We start from the raw sequence: 17,075 nt of genomic DNA on the forward strand, positions 1-17,075 counted from the left end.
TTTTTTAAAAAAGGAGGTTTTAATGGAAAATAGTTTTGGTATAACTGGTTTTATTTTTAATGATGATATTCAATGGGAAAATGTTGGAGATGGAGTTAGAAGAAAAATAATGGCTTATGATAAAGACTTGATGCTTACTGCAGTTGAATTCAAAAAAGGTGCTATAGGATATGTTCATAAACATCCACATAAACAAGTAACTTATATAGTTAAAGGAGCTTTTGAAGTTACCATCGAAAATCAAAAGAAAATCCAGAAAGCTGGTGATGTATTTTTTATTCCTTCAAATGTTGAACATGGTGTTGTATCTCTTGAAGAAGATAGCCTATTAATTGATGTATTTAATCCATACCGTGAAGATTTTATTAAAAAGTAAATCACAAATTCAAAAAAGAATAAGCCATGATTTATATTAAAAAAATTCTGTTCACAATTTTTATAATTGTGTTTGTAACTAACTTTTATGCACAGGAAAATAAAATAAAAATATGGAATGGTTTAGCTCCGGGTACAGGAGATACATTAAATAACGAAACTTATGTTGATGGTCGCTTCAGAAATATTTATCAACCAGAATTAACAGCTTTTCTATTAGATAATAGAACAATAAATACTCCTACAATTATTATTTTCCCTGGAGGAGGCTATACTCATCTTGCATATGAAAAGGAAGGATTAAAAGTTGCAAAATTCCTTAATAGTAATGGAATAAATGCTTTCATACTTAAGTACAGGCTTAATGAAAATCTTGCACTTATTGATGCACAAAGAGCAGTTAAATTTATAAGAGCAAAGGCAAGAGAATTTAATATTAATCCAGATAAAATTGGAATTATGGGTTTTTCTGCTGGAGGACATTTAGCAGCAAATATGATTATTAGTGAAAATAAAAATTATATCAATGATAATATTGATTCCATGAATCATATCCCCAATTTTGTTGTACTTATTTATCCATGGCTTCAGAATCTATACAAAGAAGTTAAAAATACTTTCCCACCAACTTTTTTTATTCATGCTTCGGACGATACACGAGTTCCTGTTGAGCAGAGTATAAATTTTTATAATGAATTGATTAAAAAGAATACAAATGTTGAAATGCATATTTACAACAAAGGTGGACATGGTTTTGGAATGGAAAAAGAAAGAGGAAGATCAGCTTCCTGGGGAAATATTTTTCTTGAATGGTTAAATTCAATTGAGTATTAAATAAGGATTATTTATGAAAAAATTAATTTGTCTTTTATTCATTTATTCCAACTTATTATTTGCACAAACAAATTATCCTGATGTTTCTGGATTTCAAAATAGTGCACATCACTGGTACGATATTTATTCTGACGAAAATGTAATTAATCCTCGTCCTGGTCATCCTCGATATAAACCTGAAAATGTAAAAGAAATTGCAGATAATATTTTGCTTTATCAAAAAGAAAATGGTGGCTGGCCTAAAAATTATGATATGCTTGCAATATTAACTGAAGAGCAAAAAGATTCTTTAAGAAAAGCAAAGAATCAATTGAATACTACATTCGATAACTGGACTACACATACACAGATTGAATATTTAGCTCAAGCCTATCTTTTAATTGGTGATGATAGATATAAAGAAGCTTGTCTTAAAGGAATTGATTTCATCCTTTCTGCACAATATCCAAATGGTGGATGGCCACAGTTTTATCCAGATACAAGTGGATATAGAAAATATATTACTTTTAATGATGGTGTAATGAGTGGAATAATGAAAGTACTTTATAATATTGTAATGAATAAACCACAATATGCTTTTGTAGATTCTGTAAGAAAAGAAAAAGTAAAAAAAGCTTTTGAAAAAGGTCTCGATTGTATTTTAAAAACTCAGATTAATGATAATGGAAAACTTACTGCGTGGCCACAACAAGCTGATAATGTAGGCTTATTTCCGCAGTGGGCAAGAAATTTTGAACCTCCCTCAATCTGTAATGCAGAAAGTGCAGAAGTGGTCTTATTTTTAATGAGTATCGAGAATCCTTCGAAAGAAATTATTAATGCAGTTCAAAGTGCTGTTAAATGGTTTGATGAATCTAAAATTAATGGGATAAGAATTGTTGAAAAAAAGATTGAACCAAAAAAATACTATTATAGTACTTTTGATTATGATCGCATTGTGATTAACGATTCTACAGCTCCACCAATCTGGACAAGATATTATGAATTAAAAACGCATCGCCCTTTGTTTTGCAATCGTGATAGAAAAGTTGTTTACTCGTTAGCAGAAGTTGAACATGAACGAAGAGCAGGCTACACATGGTATACATATGCACCTCAAGAAGTATTGAATAAATATCCTGAATGGCAAAAAAAATATGCACCTAATGAAAATGTTCTAAATAAAAAATGAGTTAATAATGAAAACAAAATTTATTTTGTTATTACTGTCAATTATTACATTGAGTGGATTTATGTTAATTAATCAAAAATCAAAATACAGGATTTTATGCTTTGGAGATTCTATCACTTATGGTGCAGGTGTAGAAGGGAATGGATGGGTTGAGCAAATAGCTAATAAATATGATAATCTTATTATGATAAATGAAGGCAGGAAAGGAAGAAAGACAGCAGATAAAGAAGAATTACTTCCTATTTTAGAAAAACATAAAGATGTTGATTTAATTTTAATTTTACTTGGAGTGAATGATTTAAAAAATGGTAATGACAGTCTTGTTAATTCCTGTGTATTAAATATGAAATGGATGATCACACAGATTAAAAATAAGCTTCCAGATACAAAAATTTTATTGCTCTCCCCCTGCAGTATTAGCTTGGAAACCATGACTGATTTAAATAAACAAAAGAAATATAATGAGAACACATATCAATCATTAATCAAACTCGAAAAAGAGTATGAAAAATTAGCTAACGAAGAGAATATCTATTTTATGAGTTTATTTAATGTTGTATCATTAAAAAATTTTTATGATGGAGTTCATCCAGATTTAGCTGGTCATAAAGAAATAGCAGAAAAAGTTTCTGAGAAAATTAGTTCCATTTTAGAATTAAAAATTGATTAGATTGATTATGGACATCACAAAGTTATAAAAAAGATCGGCTAAAATTTGTGATGTTCATTTTAATTGTGGTATCAAAAATTAATCGTAATATTTTTTAGTTATAGTTCATGATTAATTTTGTTAACTGGAGTAGTTTCAGTTCTTCAAATTGATTTGCCATTAGTTGCATTCCTATTGGTAATCCGTCTTTATTTTTAGCAATAGGAATGTTTATACCAGGAATACCAGCAAGATTTGCAGAAGTTGTATATATATCACTCAAATACATTTCAAGTGGATCAGATGATTTTTCTCCAATCTTAAAAGCTACTGTTGGAGTTGTTGGTGTAAGAATTATATCGACTGATTTAAAAGCTTCAATGAAATCATTCTTTAATAATCTTCTAACTTTTTGAGCTTTTCGATAATAAGCATCGTAATATCCAGCAGAAAGAACGTATGTTCCCAGCATAATTCTTCTTTTCACTTCTTTGCCAAATCCCTGACTTCGAGATTCTGTATACATCTCAATTAAATTACTTGATTGTTCAGCTCTAAATCCATAATGAGCACCTTCGTAGCGTGATAAATTTGATGAAGCCTCCGCTGTTGTTAATATGTAGTATGTAGCAATAGCATATTCAGTATGGGGAAGAGATATTTGAAAAATTTGATGACCATTCGATTTTAATTTTTCAATTTGTTCTTCAATTGCATTTTTAATTTCGTTATCGAGACCTTCCCCAAAATATTCATTGGGAATTCCAATCTTAAATTTTTTATCTGTAAAAAGGTTTTTAGAGAAATCGGGTACAGGTAAATCATAACTTGTAGAATCTTTTTCATCTTTTCCAGAAATTACTTCCAATACAAGAGCGATATCTTCAATAGATTTTGCAAAGGGACCAATTGTATCGAACGAAGATGCAAAAGCAGTTAATCCATATCTTGATACTCTACCATAAGTTGGTTTTAGACCAAGAATACCACAAAAAGCTGCAGGTTGACGTATTGAACCACCTGTATCGGTACCAAGTGAAACATCGCATAAATCGGCTGCAACTGCAACAGCCGAACCTCCACTTGATCCTCCAGAAACACGTGAATTATCATGTGGATTTAATACAGGACCAAATGCAGAATTTTCGTTCGATGAACCCATTGCAAACTCATCACAATTAGTTTTGCCAATAATAATGGCATCTTCGTCGATTAATTTTTGAACAGCTGTTGCAGTATAAATTGAAATGAAGTTCCTTAAAATATTAGATGAACAGGTCATTGGTTTATTTTTTAGAGCAAGAACATCTTTAATTGCTATAACCATTCCAGCAAGTTTTCCAGCATTTCCATTTTTAATTTTATTTTCTATTAATTCAGCTTGCTGGATGCAATCATTAAATACAAAATTATAGCAATTGAGTTTTGAATTTTCTTCAATTCTTTTTAAGAAATAGTTAACATTTTCAATAAGAGATAATTTACCTTCTCTAATTTGAGATAATTTTTCAAAATGATTTTTATATTCTTTCAAGATTTATCACCCTTATTATCTTTGTCTTCAATGTTATCTATTGATTTGATATCATCTTCGACTTCACGAAGTGCTTTTTTGAATTCACGCATTCCTTTGCCAATTCCTTGTGCTAATTCTGGTATTTTCTTGGCACCGAAAAGTAAAAGAACAACAAGAACAATTATCAATATCTCAGAAGCTCCTAAATTACCAAACATAAATTCCTCCTATTATTACTTTTGATTCACAAAAATATTTTCAGCTATAGATTTAAAGATTAAAGAACCATCAGTTCTTTTGAGAATAGGGTCGCAAGCTCGTTCGGGATGCGGCATCATTCCAAGTACATTCCCATTTTTGTTTATTATTCCGGCTATGTTCTTAATTGAACCGTTTGGATTAAACTCACTGGAGACTTTCCCTTCTTTTGAAGAATATTTAAATACAATTTGATTATTTTCTTCAAGAGATTTAATAGTTTCATCATCGGCATAATAGTTACCTTCGCCATGTGCTATTGGAATTTTAATTACATCCTGTTTAATCGAGCTTGTAAATATTGTATTCTTGTTTTCAACTTTTAAATAAACATCTTTACAAATGAATTTAAGTGAGCGATTTTTTTGCATGGCTCCAGGTAGTAATCCCGTTTCAAGCAGAATTTGAAATCCATTACAAATTCCTAAAACAATACCTCCATTGTTTGCAAATTTTATTACTTCTTCCATAACAGGAGAAAATTTTGCAATAGCTCCTGTTCTTAAATAATCTCCATAAGAAAATCCTCCGGGTAAAATTATCACATCGCAATCTTTGAGATCTCTTTCTTTATGCCATATAAATTCTGCATTGTAGCCTAATACTTTTTTAGTTGCATAATAGGCATCGTGATCGCAATTAGCACCGGGGAATATTATAACACCAAATTTAGGTTTCATTTTACTTCTTCAATTGTATATTCGAAATCTTCCATTATTGGGTTAGATAATAATTTCTGGCTATATTCAAGTACTTCTTTTTCAGCAGCTTCTCTGTCGTTTGTATCAACAAAAAATTCTATATACTTACCAATTCTTGTATTTTTAACATTATTAAAGCCAAGTAATTTTGCACCTTGTTCAACTGCTTTCCCTTCAGGGTCAAGAATAGTTGGTCTTCGTTTAACAATTACAACTGCTTTAAACAATTTTATACTCCATAGATTTAGTTTCTAATTTTATTTAATAATAAATAAAGATGATTAAAAATACCAAATAGAACAATTGTTAAAAAGACAAAGAAAAGAAATTTACCATTAGTAAGTATAGCAGAAAATAAAATTAAAATTAGAATAAGAGAGATTAATAATTTTTCAATAAATTTTTTATTACTCAATTTAGGTAAAGCTCTATATTTAATTTTGCTTACCATTAATAAAGATAAAATTATTATAAGTGGAAAAATTATATAGCTATAAGGTTTAATCACTTCGTTATCTATATAGTAAGAATAAATTAAAGTAGAGATAGTTAATGCTGCAAGAGGAATTGGGAGTCCAGTGAAGTCACTTTTTGTTTTTAAATCTTCGATTAATATATTAAATCTTGCAAGTCGCATTGCACCAGCAATTAATAAAAATGAACTTAGAATAATTCCAACAAAATCGAATTGAAAAGCATAAGCCTTATAAACAAGGAAAGAAGGAGCAGCACCAAAACTTACAATATCAGAAAGAGAATCGAGTTCGACACCAAATCTACTTGAGGTATCGAGCAGTCTTGCTATTAAACCATCAATTGTGTCGAAAATAGCAGCTGTTATTATAAATATAGCAGCTAATTTATAATTTTCTTGAGAAGTGTAAATAATAGAGATGAATCCGCAAAAAATATTTAAAGAAGTGATGAAATTTGCAATAATTGATTTTGTAAGTAATTTATTCATTAGGATACTCGAAAATAATTGTTTCGCCTGCTTTGACTCTATCACCAACTTTTACTTTTAGAATCCATTTCTTCGGAACAATTATATCAGAACGGCTTCCAAATTTAATCATCCCAAATCTTTCACCTGCTTTTACTGTATCTCCCGGTCTTATATTGAATACAATTCTTCGAGCAATATATCCTGCAATTTGAGTAAATAAAACTTTGCCATATTTGCTTGTAATACCAATTTCAGTTCTTTCGTTTCTTAAATCTGCTTTATCGTGGAATGCTACTAAGTAATTACCTTTGACATAATTTAAATAATCAATTGTACCACTTATTGGAATTCTATTTACGTGAACATCTAATGGCGACATAAAAATTGATACTTGAATAGCATTATCATTTAAAAATCTTTTTTCAAAAACTTCTCTAATACTAATAATTTTACCATCAGCAGAAGAAACAATAATATTTTCCTGAGCTGGTGTATTCCTTTCAGGATCTCTAAAAAAATTTATATTAAATAGTAAGAATAAAATTCCAACAATAAGTAGTGTGAATTTTATATAATTATTGTTAATAAAAAAAGAGGCAATAATAATTACCAGAGAAATTGAAGCAAGAATAACAAAAGTATTGATGCCATACTTAGTAATCATTAGTCACTTGAATTTATGAATATCGATTGCAAATCTAATATTTTCTTACTTTAATTTCTTGTAATAATTTTTTTTGGTAATTTTGTTGTGAAAAATTAAATAAATGATTGTGGAGGTTAAATGAATTTTAATATGCAGAGTATGTTAAAGCAAATTCAGAAGATGCAGGAAGAAATGGCTAAAGTTCAAGCTGAACTTGAGAATAAAACTGTTACTGAAGAAAGTGGTGGGGGAATGGTAAAAGTTGTAGCCAATGGTAAAAAAGAAATTATATCTATTACTATAGATGAAGAGATTCTTAAAAGTGGCGATAAAGAAATGCTTGAGGATTTAATTGTTGCTGCTGTTAATAAAGCTTTGCAATCTGCTGGTAAATTAGCTGAAGAAGAAATTGGAAATATTACAAAAGGAATATTACCACCAGGTTTTAATATCCCCGGATTATAACATTGTTAATAGCTGAACCTTTACAAAGAGCAATAGAAGAACTGAGCAAACTCCCTTCAATTGGTAAAAAAACTGCTCAGAGATTAGCTCTTCATATTTTGAAGAGTGATGAAAGTAGTGTAAATGCACTTATTCAATCATTATCCGATTTGAAAACAAAAATTCGTTTCTGTGAAGAATGTTTTAATATCTCAGTAGCTGAAAAATGTGATATATGTCTAAGTCCAAAACGAGATCACTCAATTATATGTGTAGTTGAAGAAGCAAGTGATATTATAGCAATAGAAAAAACCAATGAGTATAATGGATTATATCACGTGTTAGGAGGTGTACTTAATCCCCTTGCAAATGTAACTGAAGAACAACTTCATATTAAAGAATTAATTTCCAGAGTTGAAAAGGGAGGCATTCAAGAAGTAATACTTGCCTTAAATCCTGATACTGAAGGAGACACAACTTCACTTTATTTAATTAAGTTATTAAAAGAATATCCAATCAAAATTTCACGAATAGCTCGAGGTTTACCAATCGGTGGTGATCTTGAATTTGCTGATCCAGCAACAATAGGCAGAGCATTTATTGGAAGAATTACATTGTGATGAAAAGCTGGTATAAAGAATGGTTTGAATCACAGGATTATCTTAAAGTTTATAACCATCGTGATTTTGAAGAAGCTCAAAAGTTCTCCGATCTAATTCTGTCCGTAACAAATATTAAAAAAGGTTCAAGAATACTTGATGCAGCATGTGGTTCTGGTAGACATGCAATTTATTTTGCACTCAAAGGTTATGATGTGTATGGATTTGATTTGAGTAGAAATTTATTGAATATAGCAAAAGAAAATTCGATGCTTTTTAATACAAAATTAAATTTGATTTTAGCTGATATAAGAAAAATTTGTTTTAATAGTAATTTCGATTTAATTCTTAATTTATTTACAAGTTTTGGCTACTTTGAAACTGATGAAGAAAATTTTAGTTTTATAAGAAGAGCTTATAATTTTTTAAATAAAAATGGTTATTATGTAATTGATTATTTTAATAAAACATATCTGGAAAATAATTTAGTACCACAATCAGAAAAAATGATTGATGATACAAAGATTATAGAAAAAAGAAAAATTGTAGAAGATAGAGTAATAAAAGAGATAATTATTAAAAGCAATGAATCTGAGAAAAGATATTTTGAATCTGTCAAATTATATGAACCTGAGAGGATTATTAATGAATTTAAAACTACTGGTTATAGATTATTTAAAATGTGGGGAGATTATGACGGTCATGATTTTAGTAAAAATGTTTCTCCAAGGATAATTTTATTTTTTCAAAAATGAGATATAAAAATTTTTATATAGTGAACTTATTAACTATAATACTAATTTCATGTGATATATTTACAACCAGATCACCTGAAGTACCTGATAGACCGAGTTCAAATTTTTTAGCAGCTACTTCTCCCGAAATTCTTTTTAATAATTTCAAATCTTCAATTGAAGAAAAAGTTGTAGAAAATTATATAGCCTGTTTTGTCGATACGTCTTATCTAAAAAAGAAATATAATTTTATACCTGCTGTTGGTTCAACTGCATTGTATCCAATCTTAAATAATTGGTCAATAAATGAAGAAAAACAATACTTTTTAAATCTTGTTTCTAAATTACAACAGGGGAAAAATATTGAACTTAAACTTACAAATACACAGAAAAATATTTTTGGTGATAGTGCAATTTATTATTTTGATTATGAGTTAATTATAAATTCTAATAACCAGCTAATCGGTGGAACATTTAAGGGGACTGCACAATTCAAAATATTTTCAGATAATAGAGAACAATGGTCAATTGTAGAGTGGCAGGATATTAAAAAAGAAAATTATTTATGCTGGAGTGATTTAAAGGGGAGGACTTCCTATTAAAAAATATTTATTCATATTGTTAGCAATTTTATTAAGTAGCTGTATTAATCCATTCGCACCTAAAATTGATGAAGAATTAAGCAGTTCTCAAAGTTTGATAAGTGATTTGTCGAATGTAGAGGGAGTATTTAAAAATTTTCAGTATGCGTATACTTTTAAAGATACACTTATTTATAGTCAACTTTTAGATAAGGACTTTACTTTTACTTATAGAGATTATAATATTGGTGCTGATGTTAGCTGGGGAAGAGATGAAGAAATGAGAGTTACTTATGGATTGTTCCAGAATACACAGAGACTTGACTTAGTGTGGAATAATGTAATAATGATCAGTGGTGATTCCACACATGTAGTAAGAAGTTTTAATTTAACTATTACTTTTAATCCAACTGATATAGTTTACATAGATGGTAAAGTAAATCTTGAATTAAAGAAAGATATTAATAATAAATGGAAAATAGTTCACTGGATTGATGAATCAAATTTCTAAACAAAATGATTACTTTTTATTTCAAAGAAGCATTCAGGATATTGAAACGTTCACCATTTGCATCAATTGTAATAATTTCTATTACTACAATAGCAATTTTAATGACAAGTTTTTCTATAATAGTTCTGCAATTATCCAATATATTATCACAAAAAATTAAAAAGAGTATTGAAATTACTGCTTTCCTGAACAATACAATTGATTCTTCTCGAATAAGTGCAATTCAAAATGAATTATTAGCACAACCGAATATTATGACTGTTAAGTTTATTAGCAAAGAAGATGCAATTCAAGAATTTATTAAAGATACAGGTGAAGATTTTAGAGATGTTCTAACAGAAAATCCTTTACCACCATCATTTATAATAAAATTTAAACCAGAAAAAATATCCTATGAGAACATTAACTACGAGATAAACAGAATTAGAAGCATTGCTGGAGTTTCAGAAGTAATTTATGATTATGATTTTATAGTAAAAATTTTGAGATACCTGAAATCAGGTCAAATTCTGGTATATATATTTTCGATATTACTAATTTTACTTTCTATTTATTTAGTTTACACGCATAGCAGAATTCAAATAGAAGCAAATAAAAATCTGTATCAAACAATGAAATTAGTTGGAGCTAAACTTTCTACAATAAAAATTCCAATTGTTCTAAATGGAGTAATAATAGGTTTAATTTCAAGTATATTGTGCATTGGAATAAATTATATTATACAAATATTATTGATTAGTTTAATTAATAATATTAAATTTGATTTGGTAATTAAGGGCGCTTATTTGATTTCTTTTTCAGGCGGGATAATATTAGGAATATTAGGTAGTTATTTATCATTTAAAACAATTAATTTCTTTAACTGAAGTTTTTTAGCACGAGGGCTTATATGAGCAGAAACAAATTTCTAATTCTCTTTTTTTACTTCCTTTTATTTACTGTGGTTTTAGGACAGGTTAAAGATTATGAACTTGGAGCTTCAGTTTTACCGAATAGATATACTCAACAATCAGGTTTTTTTGATTTTTCTGATCCAGAATCTGTAAATATTAAAGTTTCTGTATGGGGCTTTGTTAGATATCCAGGGAAATATGTAGTGCCAATTTATACAACTGTTATTGATTTATTATCTTATGCTGGTGGTCCCACAGATGCTGCACATCTTGATGATTTAAGAATATATCGTGTTAATGAAGATTCAACACAAGTACTAATAAAAGTTGATTATAACGATATCATGTATGAGAATAAATTAACTAAAGCTTATAAAAAACCACCAAGTCTTGAAGCAGGAGATATTCTGGTTGTTCCAGGTTCACCACGCTTGTATGCACGTGATAAAGTTAGCATCTGGGTTTCTATAATGAGTGCTTTAATTTCTTTATCAATTCTTATACTTAACATTACAAGAAATTAGAGAGGGCAATGTGGAATCTAATAATAAAGAATATCAGGAATTAAACTCTTTCCGGGAAATTATTAATTTAATTAGACTTAATGTTGGTATAATATTGACTATAGGCTTAACCGGGTTGATTATTGGTATAGTATATGCAATTAATGCTCCAAATATTTATAAATCTACTACTACAATTAAAATAACAAAACCACAGGGAAGTATATTAAACTCACCTTTAATTCCAGAATTTCAAGATTATGGAAGTGATCGTTTTATTGCAAACGAAATTGAAGTTCTTAAAAGCTATAAACTAAGAGAAAAAGTAGCTAATGCTTTAGTAGATAGTTTTAAAATTTCAAGAACTAAAGATACTTTCCATATTATAGTTGATAGGGCGGGCCAAAAAAAATTTACTGTACTATTACCGAATGAAGAAATTATAGAAAAATTAGGAAAAGTAGTAGATATTGAACAAAAGCGAGGACTTGATATTGTTGTAATTAATGCAGAATCACCATCACCAAAAGAAGCTGCAATAATAGCACAAAGTTATGCTACAGCATATCTTGAGTTGAATCTTGAATATAATCGCAAACAATTGACAGCCATAAAGAATTTTTTAGCTCAACAAAGGGAAGAAAAACTTTCTGAACTAGCACAAGTAGAAGAAGCCTTACGAAATTATCAAGAACAAAAAGGTATTGTGCAATTACCAGAACAAGCTCGAACTTTGATTGAACAAACCGCAGATTTTGAATCAAAAATGAATGCTACAAAAATTGATTTAACTATTGCAGAAAAAACTCTTAATCAATATAAATCAGAACTTGCTAAAAAAGATCCTAATATTAATGACTATATTGAAAGCTTTGCCACAGAACCTTACATAAAAAATTTACAATTGCAGATTGCAGATTTGATGACACAAAAAGATAGAGCAATATCATCAAGTAAAGATTCTCGTAAAAAAGATGAAATTATTAAAGAGTTTGATGCAAAAATTAGTGATTTAAAAGAAAGACTGAATAGTCAATTATCTGTCTATCGTGCTGGAATTTTAGCTGCAAGTCCTGATGAGATAAAAGAATTGACAAAAAAAGTTCTTGATGAAGAAGTTAAATATCAATCAATGCTGGCTTCGTATAAAAAATTAAAAGAAATTGTAGATGATTATGACAAGAGATTAAGTCGTCTACCAACAAGTTCAATAGATCTTGCTCGATTAACCAGACAACAATCTGCATATGAAAAATTATATTTGCAGGTAGAAGAAAAATATCAGGAAGCAATAATTAATGAACAATCTGTTCCAGGCAATGTATTGATTATTGATCCTGCATTAGTTCCTATTATTCCATCCAAACCTAATAGACCTCTAATAGTTGCAATAGGATTATTTTTAGGTTTTGGGATTGGTTTTGGAATTGCATTTGTAAGGAGTCGTTTTGATAATACTGTCAAAACACCAGAAGATATTCAAAATAGAAATATTAATATTCTTGCCTGGATTCCTCAAATTGAAGGATTGAACAATACAAATAAAGAGCTTGAATTTATTGTTGCAAAAAAGCCAGATGCAAGTGCTAGCGAAGCATATAGAGCTTTAAGAACCAGAATTAAATTTTCTAAAATTGATAAAGAAAATTTGAAAACTATTCTTGTTACATCCTCAAGAGCACTTGAAGGGAAAACTACTACATCAATTAACCTTGCAGGTAGTCTTGCTCTTGCTAACTTCAAAACTTTAATACTGGATGCTGACTTAAGAAAACCGAGAGTACATTCAATATTTAATGAAAAGAGATTTCCTGGTCTTACTGATTATTTCTTTGGTCAATCAACATATGAGCAAATCTTGCGATCATCAGGTATAAATAATTTGTACTACATAAGTGCAGGGACGATACCTCCGAATCCATCGGAAATACTTGGTTCTACACAAATGGAATCATTTCTCGAGAAACTCAAAAAAGATTTTGATTATATTATTCTCGATTCTGCCCCATTAATTGCTGTAACTGATTCAGAAATTTTAGCTCAATATGTTGATGGGACAATTTTAGTGGTATCTGCTAATAATACGGAGATTGATTTGTTAGAAAAATCTGTAGATATTTTAAAACGAGATTCTATTAGTTTCTTAGGTGTTGTCTTGAATAATTTTACTTACAGAAGTGGATATAGTTCATATTATAAATACTATTATTATTATGCAAATCCTACCAATGGTTCAAAGAAAAGCAAGGTAAAAGCTTAATTTATGCATAAAAAAGTTGCTGTAGTTACTGGTGGAGCAGGTTTCCTTGGCTCTCATTTATGCGATCGACTTATTAATGAAGGTATGAAAGTTATCTGTCTTGATAACCTTTTAACTGGCAGAATAGAGAACATAGAGCATTTATTTGGTAACGAGAATTTTCAATTTATAAAACTGGATGTTACAAATTACATTCATGTACCTTCTAAAGTAGATTATGTATTACATTTTGCTTCTCCAGCTAGTCCAATTGATTATTTAAAATTACCAATTCAAACATTAAAAGTTGGTTCACTTGGAACTCATAAAGCACTTGGACTTGCCAAAGAAAAGAATGCAATTTTTTTATTGGCATCTACTTCAGAGGTTTATGGTGATCCACTTGTTCATCCACAAAGTGAAGACTACTGGGGCAATGTAAATCCAGTTGGTCCACGTGGAGTGTATGACGAAGCAAAAAGATTTGCTGAAGCTATGACAATGGCTTATCATCGTTACCATGGCCTTCAAACAAGAATTGTAAGAATATTTAATACTTATGGACCTCGTATGCGTATTGATGATGGGAGAGCATTACCAACTTTTTTTTCACAGGCTTTAAAAGGGGAAGATGTTACTGTTTATGGTGATGGTAGTCAAACTCGAAGCTTTTGTTATGTGGATGATTTAATAGAGGGAATCTTTAGATTATTGATGTCAAATGAAGTTTATCCTGTTAACATAGGTAATCCAGAGGAAATAACATTAAAAGAATTTGCAGAAGAAGTTATTAAACTTTGTAATTCGAAAAGTAAAATTGTATTTAAAGAGTTACCTCAAGATGATCCTAAAGTTCGTCAGCCTGATATTACACGTGCGAAAAAGATTCTTAATTGGGAACCAAAAATTAGTAGAGCTGAAGGTTTGAAGTTAACTTTAGAATATTTTAAGAAAATGTTATTTAAAGAGTAATTGAATAAACGTATCCTGCCAGTTATGTCTTATCTTTTATACCAATTCTATAAGTAATTTTTAAAAATTTATATTAAAGTCAACTGATAAATTAGTAAGAATTAAAAAAATAAGTAAAATTTCAAAAAATATTTCAATTATAACTGGTATGAATTCTCAAAGTAAATAAGTTATTAAAAAGCATATCAAATTTATTTAAAATAAAAAGTCCCGCATAATGTTGCGGGACTTTCGGAAGGAGGGAAGTTATGATTAATACATATCACCCATTCCACCATGAGGCATAGGAGGAGTTTTTTCTTCTTCTTTCTTTTCATAAACAACAGCTTCAGTAGTAATTAACAAGGAGGCAACCGAAGCAGCATTTTCAAGTGCTGTTCTTGTAACTTTAGTTGGGTCAATTACACCAGATTTCATCAAATGTTCATAGGTTTCGGTTTGTGCATTGAAACCGTAGTCATCTTTTCCTTCAAGAACTTTATTGAGAACAACAGCACCTTCAAGACCAGCATTTGCAGCAATTTGTTTTAATGGCTCTTCAAGTGCTTTTTGAACTATTTTAACACCGGTAGCTTGATCTTCATTTTCTACTTTAAGATTATCAAGAGAACTTATGGCTCTTACTAATGCAACGCCACCGCCAGGAATAATTCCTTCTTCAACAGCAGCTCGAGTAGCATGTAAAGCATCTTCAACACGGGCTTTCTTTTCTTTCATTTCAATTTCTGTAGCTGCACCAATCTTCAATACAGCAACACCACCAGAAAGTTTTGCAAGTCTTTCCTGTAATTTTTCTCTGTCATAATCAGAAGTTGTTTTTTCAATTTGAGCTTTGATTTCATTAATTCTCTTCTTTATTTCATCTGGTTTACCAGCACCTTCAACAATTGTAGTATTATCTTTATCAACCGTTATCTTTTTAGCTCTACCTAAATATTCAAGAGTAGCATTTTCTAATTTGAAACCTCTTTCTTCAGAAATAACTGTGCCATCTGTTAATATAGCAATATCTTCGAGCATAGCTTTTCTTCTATCACCAAAGCCAGGAGCTTTAACAGCGCAAACTTTCAAAGTACCACGTAATTTATTAACAACAAGTGTAGCTAAAGCTTCACCTTCTAAATCTTCTGCGATAATTAAAAGAGCACGACCAGCTTGAGCAACTTTTTCAAGAACTGGAAGTAAATCTTTCATTGCTGAGATTTTTTTGTCGTGAATTAAAATATAAGCGTCTTCGAGAACAGCTTCCATTGTCTCGGAATTAGTTACAAAGTATGGGGAAATATAACCACGGTCAAATTGCATACCTTCAACAACTTCAAGAGTAGTTTCTGCAGATTTGCTTTCTTCTACAGTAATTACACCATCTTTACCAACTTTTTCCATTGCATCTGCAATTAAATCACCAATAGCTTTATCGTTATTAGCTGAAATAGCTCCAACCTGAGCGATTTCATCTCTTCCACCAACTTCTTTACTGATTGATTTTAGATATTCTACTACTTTACTAACTGCTAAATCAATACCTCTTTTTAAATCCATTGGGTTAGCACCAGCAGTAACATTTTTTAATCCTTCACGAAAGATAGCCTGAGCTAAAACTGTAGCTGTAGTTGTACCATCACCAGCAACATCACTTGTTTTGGATGCAACTTCGCGTACCATTTGTGCACCCATATTTTCGATAGGATCTTCGAGTTCAATTTCTTTTGCTACTGTAACGCCATCTTTTGTAACTGTTGGTGCACCAAATTTTTTATCTAAAATTACATTTCTTCCTTTTGGACCTAGAGTAACTTTTACTGCATTGGCTAATTTGTCAACGCCTAATTTAAGTGCATTCCTAGCTTCACTGCTAAATTCAATTATTTTTGCTGCCATAGAAATCCTCCTTTTTTATTCAAACTTTTTGATTTATTAATAATTTATTTTTTAATAATACCATAAATATCACTTTCACGCATAATTAAATATTCTTCGCCATCAATTTTTACTTCGGTACCGGAATATTTACCATATAAAACGGTATCACCTACTTTTACATTCATAGCAATTAATTTTCCGTCTTCAGTAATTCTACCTTCGCCAACTGCGACTACTGTGCCCTCAATTGGTTTTTCTTTTGCTGTATCGGGAAGAATTATACCACCTTTTGTGGTCTCTTCTGCTTCTTTTGGCTTTACAATTACTCTATCTGCCAAAGGTTTAATTTTGAATTCTGCCATAAGTTACCTCCTTTTTAATTTTAATTAGCACTCTTATTAAGCGAGTGCTAAAATATATTTTTTGTTCATTTTTGTCAAGTTATAACCATAAAATTGTTGAATTTTAGCTATATTTTATGATTAGTATAAAAAATTATAATAAATTAAATTTTATAAGTAGGTATGAAAGATAGATAATTTTAAGGTAAGTTATTTATCTAAATTTCAAAAATTATCCCTCTTATAATCTATTTCATTAGTTATGTCAAAAAAGTTTATATGTTTTATAAATTTTTTAA

General features: G+C 29.7%; 21 protein-coding genes. 13 read left to right on the top strand and 8 right to left on the bottom strand.

What is annotated here, in order from left to right:
* The first annotated feature begins 22 nt into the window (after positions 1-22).
* From VJY38_RS08125 to VJY38_RS08140, 4 genes are read left to right on the top strand one after another with little or no spacing between them, the layout of a single operon-like run.
* Positions 23-376 (top strand): cupin domain-containing protein, encoded by a 354-nt coding sequence (locus tag VJY38_RS08125; protein ID WP_353680190.1) that lies wholly within the window; start codon positions 23-25, stop codon positions 374-376.
* 26 nt (positions 377-402) lie between these two features.
* Complete coding sequence (locus VJY38_RS08130; RefSeq protein WP_353680191.1) at positions 403-1,209, top strand: alpha/beta hydrolase; 807 nt, start codon at positions 403-405, stop codon at positions 1,207-1,209.
* Between the two features lie 13 nt (positions 1,210-1,222).
* Positions 1,223-2,380 (top strand): pectate lyase, encoded by a 1,158-nt coding sequence (gene pelA, locus VJY38_RS08135; RefSeq protein ID WP_353680192.1) that lies wholly within the window; start codon positions 1,223-1,225, stop codon positions 2,378-2,380.
* Positions 2,381-2,387: 7 nt separating this feature from the next.
* Complete coding sequence (locus tag VJY38_RS08140) at positions 2,388-3,050, top strand: SGNH/GDSL hydrolase family protein (RefSeq protein ID WP_353680193.1); 663 nt, start codon at positions 2,388-2,390, stop codon at positions 3,048-3,050.
* 94 nt (positions 3,051-3,144) lie between these two features.
* Here the strand turns inward: VJY38_RS08140 and gatA are convergent, their stop codons facing one another.
* The 6 genes from gatA to VJY38_RS08170 are packed head-to-tail and all read right to left on the bottom strand — an operon-like array spanning position 3,145 to position 7,114.
* Entirely contained in the window at positions 3,145-4,563 is a 1,419-nt protein-coding gene (gatA, locus tag VJY38_RS08145) for an Asp-tRNA(Asn)/Glu-tRNA(Gln) amidotransferase subunit GatA (RefSeq protein ID WP_353680194.1), read from the bottom strand.
* Complete coding sequence (gene tatA, locus VJY38_RS08150) at positions 4,560-4,763, bottom strand: twin-arginine translocase TatA/TatE family subunit (protein WP_353680195.1); 204 nt, start codon at positions 4,761-4,763, stop codon at positions 4,560-4,562. The genes gatA and tatA overlap by 4 nt, the downstream gene beginning before the upstream one ends.
* Before the next feature lie 15 nt (positions 4,764-4,778).
* Complete coding sequence (gene purQ, locus VJY38_RS08155; protein ID WP_353680196.1) at positions 4,779-5,483, bottom strand: phosphoribosylformylglycinamidine synthase subunit PurQ; 705 nt, start codon at positions 5,481-5,483, stop codon at positions 4,779-4,781.
* On the bottom strand, positions 5,480-5,731 hold the full coding sequence (gene purS, locus VJY38_RS08160; protein WP_353680197.1) for a phosphoribosylformylglycinamidine synthase subunit PurS: 252 nt from the start codon (positions 5,729-5,731) through the stop codon (positions 5,480-5,482). The genes purQ and purS overlap by 4 nt, the downstream gene beginning before the upstream one ends.
* Positions 5,732-5,748: 17 nt before the next feature.
* On the bottom strand, positions 5,749-6,468 hold the full coding sequence (gene pssA, locus VJY38_RS08165) for a CDP-diacylglycerol--serine O-phosphatidyltransferase (protein WP_353680198.1): 720 nt from the start codon (positions 6,466-6,468) through the stop codon (positions 5,749-5,751).
* A complete protein-coding gene (locus tag VJY38_RS08170) occupies positions 6,461-7,114 on the bottom strand; it encodes a phosphatidylserine decarboxylase family protein (protein ID WP_353680199.1) in 654 nt (217 codons plus the stop codon). The genes pssA and VJY38_RS08170 overlap by 8 nt, the downstream gene beginning before the upstream one ends.
* A gap of 120 nt (positions 7,115-7,234) precedes the next feature.
* On the opposite strand from VJY38_RS08170, the gene VJY38_RS08175 reads away from it, so the two are divergent.
* From VJY38_RS08175 to VJY38_RS08215, 9 genes are read left to right on the top strand one after another with little or no spacing between them, the layout of a single operon-like run.
* Complete coding sequence (locus VJY38_RS08175; protein WP_353680200.1) at positions 7,235-7,561, top strand: YbaB/EbfC family nucleoid-associated protein; 327 nt, start codon at positions 7,235-7,237, stop codon at positions 7,559-7,561.
* Positions 7,562-7,563: 2 nt separating this feature from the next.
* On the top strand, positions 7,564-8,160 hold the full coding sequence (gene recR, locus VJY38_RS08180; RefSeq protein ID WP_353680201.1) for a recombination mediator RecR: 597 nt from the start codon (positions 7,564-7,566) through the stop codon (positions 8,158-8,160).
* On the top strand, positions 8,160-8,894 hold the full coding sequence (locus VJY38_RS08185; RefSeq protein ID WP_353680202.1) for a class I SAM-dependent methyltransferase: 735 nt from the start codon (positions 8,160-8,162) through the stop codon (positions 8,892-8,894). The genes recR and VJY38_RS08185 overlap by 1 nt, the downstream gene beginning before the upstream one ends.
* A 20-nt stretch (positions 8,895-8,914) precedes the next feature.
* Entirely contained in the window at positions 8,915-9,475 is a 561-nt protein-coding gene (locus VJY38_RS08190) for a hypothetical protein (protein WP_353680203.1), read from the top strand.
* Between the two features lie 16 nt (positions 9,476-9,491).
* A complete protein-coding gene (locus VJY38_RS08195) occupies positions 9,492-9,965 on the top strand; it encodes a nuclear transport factor 2 family protein (protein WP_353680204.1) in 474 nt (157 codons plus the stop codon).
* Positions 9,966-9,970: 5 nt separating this feature from the next.
* Entirely contained in the window at positions 9,971-10,831 is an 861-nt protein-coding gene (locus VJY38_RS08200) for a cell division protein FtsX (RefSeq protein ID WP_353680205.1), read from the top strand.
* Between the two features lie 23 nt (positions 10,832-10,854).
* On the top strand, positions 10,855-11,382 hold the full coding sequence (locus VJY38_RS08205) for an SLBB domain-containing protein (RefSeq protein ID WP_353680206.1): 528 nt from the start codon (positions 10,855-10,857) through the stop codon (positions 11,380-11,382).
* Positions 11,383-11,392: 10 nt separating this feature from the next.
* Complete coding sequence (locus tag VJY38_RS08210; RefSeq protein ID WP_353680207.1) at positions 11,393-13,621, top strand: GumC family protein; 2,229 nt, start codon at positions 11,393-11,395, stop codon at positions 13,619-13,621.
* Positions 13,622-13,624: 3 nt separating this feature from the next.
* A complete protein-coding gene (locus VJY38_RS08215) occupies positions 13,625-14,572 on the top strand; it encodes a UDP-glucuronic acid decarboxylase family protein (protein WP_353680208.1) in 948 nt (315 codons plus the stop codon).
* A gap of 252 nt (positions 14,573-14,824) precedes the next feature.
* On the opposite strand, the gene groL is transcribed toward VJY38_RS08215, so the two are convergent.
* Positions 14,825-16,453 (bottom strand): chaperonin GroEL, encoded by a 1,629-nt coding sequence (gene groL / locus VJY38_RS08220; protein ID WP_353680209.1) that lies wholly within the window; start codon positions 16,451-16,453, stop codon positions 14,825-14,827.
* Between the two features lie 44 nt (positions 16,454-16,497).
* Positions 16,498-16,797 carry a co-chaperone GroES gene (gene groES / locus VJY38_RS08225; RefSeq protein WP_353680210.1) on the bottom strand — a complete coding sequence of 100 codons (300 nt, stop codon included), beginning with the start codon at positions 16,795-16,797 and terminating at the stop codon, positions 16,498-16,500.
* Positions 16,798-17,075: the final 278 nt, after the last annotated feature.

This window comes from Rosettibacter firmus (assembly GCF_036860695.1).
Classification (GTDB): domain Bacteria; phylum Bacteroidota; class Ignavibacteria; order Ignavibacteriales; family Melioribacteraceae; genus Rosettibacter; species Rosettibacter firmus.

Excerpts from the sequence above, each read along its gene's own strand:
- pelA (WP_353680192.1), top strand. The coding sequence starts at position 1,223 with ATGAAAAAATTAATTTGTCTTTTATTCATTTATTCCAACTTATTATTT.
- pssA (WP_353680198.1), bottom strand. The coding sequence starts at position 6,468 with ATGAATAAATTACTTACAAAATCAATTATTGCAAATTTCATCACTTCT.
- VJY38_RS08205 (WP_353680206.1), top strand. The coding sequence starts at position 10,855 with ATGAGCAGAAACAAATTTCTAATTCTCTTTTTTTACTTCCTTTTATTT.
- groL (WP_353680209.1), bottom strand. The coding sequence starts at position 16,453 with ATGGCAGCAAAAATAATTGAATTTAGCAGTGAAGCTAGGAATGCACTT.
- groES (WP_353680210.1), bottom strand. The coding sequence starts at position 16,797 with ATGGCAGAATTCAAAATTAAACCTTTGGCAGATAGAGTAATTGTAAAG.
- tatA (WP_353680195.1), bottom strand. The coding sequence starts at position 4,763 with ATGTTTGGTAATTTAGGAGCTTCTGAGATATTGATAATTGTTCTTGTT.
- purQ (WP_353680196.1), bottom strand. The coding sequence starts at position 5,483 with ATGAAACCTAAATTTGGTGTTATAATATTCCCCGGTGCTAATTGCGAT.
- VJY38_RS08185 (WP_353680202.1), top strand. The coding sequence starts at position 8,160 with ATGAAAAGCTGGTATAAAGAATGGTTTGAATCACAGGATTATCTTAAA.
- VJY38_RS08215 (WP_353680208.1), top strand. The coding sequence starts at position 13,625 with ATGCATAAAAAAGTTGCTGTAGTTACTGGTGGAGCAGGTTTCCTTGGC.
- VJY38_RS08125 (WP_353680190.1), top strand. The coding sequence starts at position 23 with ATGGAAAATAGTTTTGGTATAACTGGTTTTATTTTTAATGATGATATT.
- VJY38_RS08140 (WP_353680193.1), top strand. The coding sequence starts at position 2,388 with ATGAAAACAAAATTTATTTTGTTATTACTGTCAATTATTACATTGAGT.
- VJY38_RS08175 (WP_353680200.1), top strand. The coding sequence starts at position 7,235 with ATGAATTTTAATATGCAGAGTATGTTAAAGCAAATTCAGAAGATGCAG.
- VJY38_RS08200 (WP_353680205.1), top strand. The coding sequence starts at position 9,971 with ATGATTACTTTTTATTTCAAAGAAGCATTCAGGATATTGAAACGTTCA.
- VJY38_RS08170 (WP_353680199.1), bottom strand. The coding sequence starts at position 7,114 with ATGATTACTAAGTATGGCATCAATACTTTTGTTATTCTTGCTTCAATT.
- VJY38_RS08130 (WP_353680191.1), top strand. The coding sequence starts at position 403 with ATGATTTATATTAAAAAAATTCTGTTCACAATTTTTATAATTGTGTTT.